We start from the raw sequence: 1,442 nt of genomic DNA, 5'->3' as shown, positions 1-1,442 counted from the left end.
TGGCGGTAGCCTTTGGTATAGCCGCGGCGGAACAGGCCGATGCCGTGGCGGCAGCGGTCCACGGCGGGGATTATTTCATCTATCCGGACTGCCGCCCGGCTTTCGTCGAAGCCTTCGAGGCCATGCAGCACCACGCGCTGCAGGGACTGGCGAGGATCGCCCTTTACGCACCGTTCTTGCAACTGAGCAAAGCCGACATTGTCAGTGAAGGCGCGCGCCTAGGCGTGCCCTTCGAGGAAACCTGGTCGTGTTACCAGGGCGGGGCTCATCATTGCGGTCGTTGCGGCACCTGCGTCGAGCGGCGCGAGGCCTTTCACCTCGCTGCTCAAAACGATCCAACATCTTACGAAGACCCGGATTACTGGATCGAAGCTTGCCAAGAATACCAGACAACGCAACGGCAATAGGGCGCGCAGTCATGTACACCATCGCCAAGCGGTTTGCCTTTTCGGCGTCACATGTGATCGGTGGCCTGCCGGCGGAGCACCCTTGCTCCCGGCTGCACGGCCACAACTACGAGGTCGAGATCGTATTGCAATCGGCCGAGCTCGATCCGGTCGGCTTTGTCCGTGACTACCGCGAACTCTCGGAACTCAAGGCGCTCATCGACAACACCCTGGATCATCGCCACCTCAATGAGGTCCTCGGACATGATCGGACGACCAGCGAGGTCATTGCCAAGTGGATCTACGACTGGTGCCGCGCGCGCTGGCCGGAGGTCGCGGCTATCCGCATCAGCGAGACCCCGAAAACATGGGCGGAATACCGTCCATGAAGGGGAGCATCCGCATCAGCGAAATCTTCGGTCCGACGGTCCAGGGAGAAGGTCCGCTGATCGGGCGTCCGACTGTGTTCGTACGCACGGGCGGTTGCGATTACCGCTGCCGCTGGTGCGATACGCTGTATGCGGTGCTGCCCGAGTTCCGTGAAGACTGGACGCTGATGACGCCAAACGCCATCCTGACGGAGGTGGAGCGGCTTTCGAACTCCGCGCGGGTGCTTGTGTCGCTGTCGGGTGGCAATCCCGCACTTCAGCCTTTGGCTCCGCTCATCGAACAGGGCCACCAGAAGGGCCACACCTTCGCTCTCGAGACGCAAGGCAGTGTCTCTCAGCCCTGGTTCGCCGCGCTCGACTGGCTCATTCTCAGTCCGAAGCCGCCATCTTCGGGGATGGTAACCGACTGGCCGGCCCTCGACGATTGCGCCGCGGCGGCAAGGAGCGGAACGCAATGCGTCGTTAAGGTGGCTGTGTTTGACGACAATGACTACGCGTTTGCCCAGTTCGTTGCGAAACGCTATCCAACCCTGCCGGTTTATCTGCAGGTCGGGAATCCTGCTCCGCTGATCACCCATGCGGGTCTAGGCAGCGAAGAGGCCGACTTCGACGATTTGATGCGGCGCTTCCGCTGGCTTGTCGACAAGGTCGCAGCGGACGGGTGGTT

3 protein-coding genes are annotated in these 1,442 nt (G+C 61.8%); all 3 read left to right on the top strand.

Annotation, left to right across the window (positions count from 1 at the left end; translation table 11 throughout):
* Positions 1 to 407: 7-cyano-7-deazaguanine synthase (locus EOA38_RS36515; protein WP_145966293.1), on the top strand; the 407-nt coding region annotated here is incomplete at its 5' end.
* An 11-nt stretch (positions 408 to 418) separates the two neighbouring features.
* Positions 419 to 775, top strand: coding sequence for a 6-carboxytetrahydropterin synthase QueD (gene queD / locus EOA38_RS36510; protein ID WP_127301491.1), 357 nt, complete (start codon positions 419 to 421; stop codon positions 773 to 775).
* On the top strand, positions 772 to 1,442 hold a 671-nt coding region (gene queE, locus EOA38_RS36505), incomplete at its 3' end, for a 7-carboxy-7-deazaguanine synthase QueE (protein WP_127301490.1). The genes queD and queE, both read left to right, overlap by 4 nt.

Origin of the sequence: Mesorhizobium sp. M1E.F.Ca.ET.041.01.1.1 (assembly GCF_003997355.1) — a bacterium.
Classification (GTDB): Bacteria; Pseudomonadota; Alphaproteobacteria; order Rhizobiales; family Rhizobiaceae; genus Mesorhizobium.
Note: the sequence above shows the minus strand (reverse complement) of the source record. Positions and strands in the feature narration are given on the sequence as shown.

What these genes read in the sequence shown, in the direction of transcription:
- queD (WP_127301491.1), top strand. Translation starts at nt 419, where the DNA reads ATGTACACCATCGCCAAGCGGTTTGCCTTTTCGGCGTCACATGTGATC.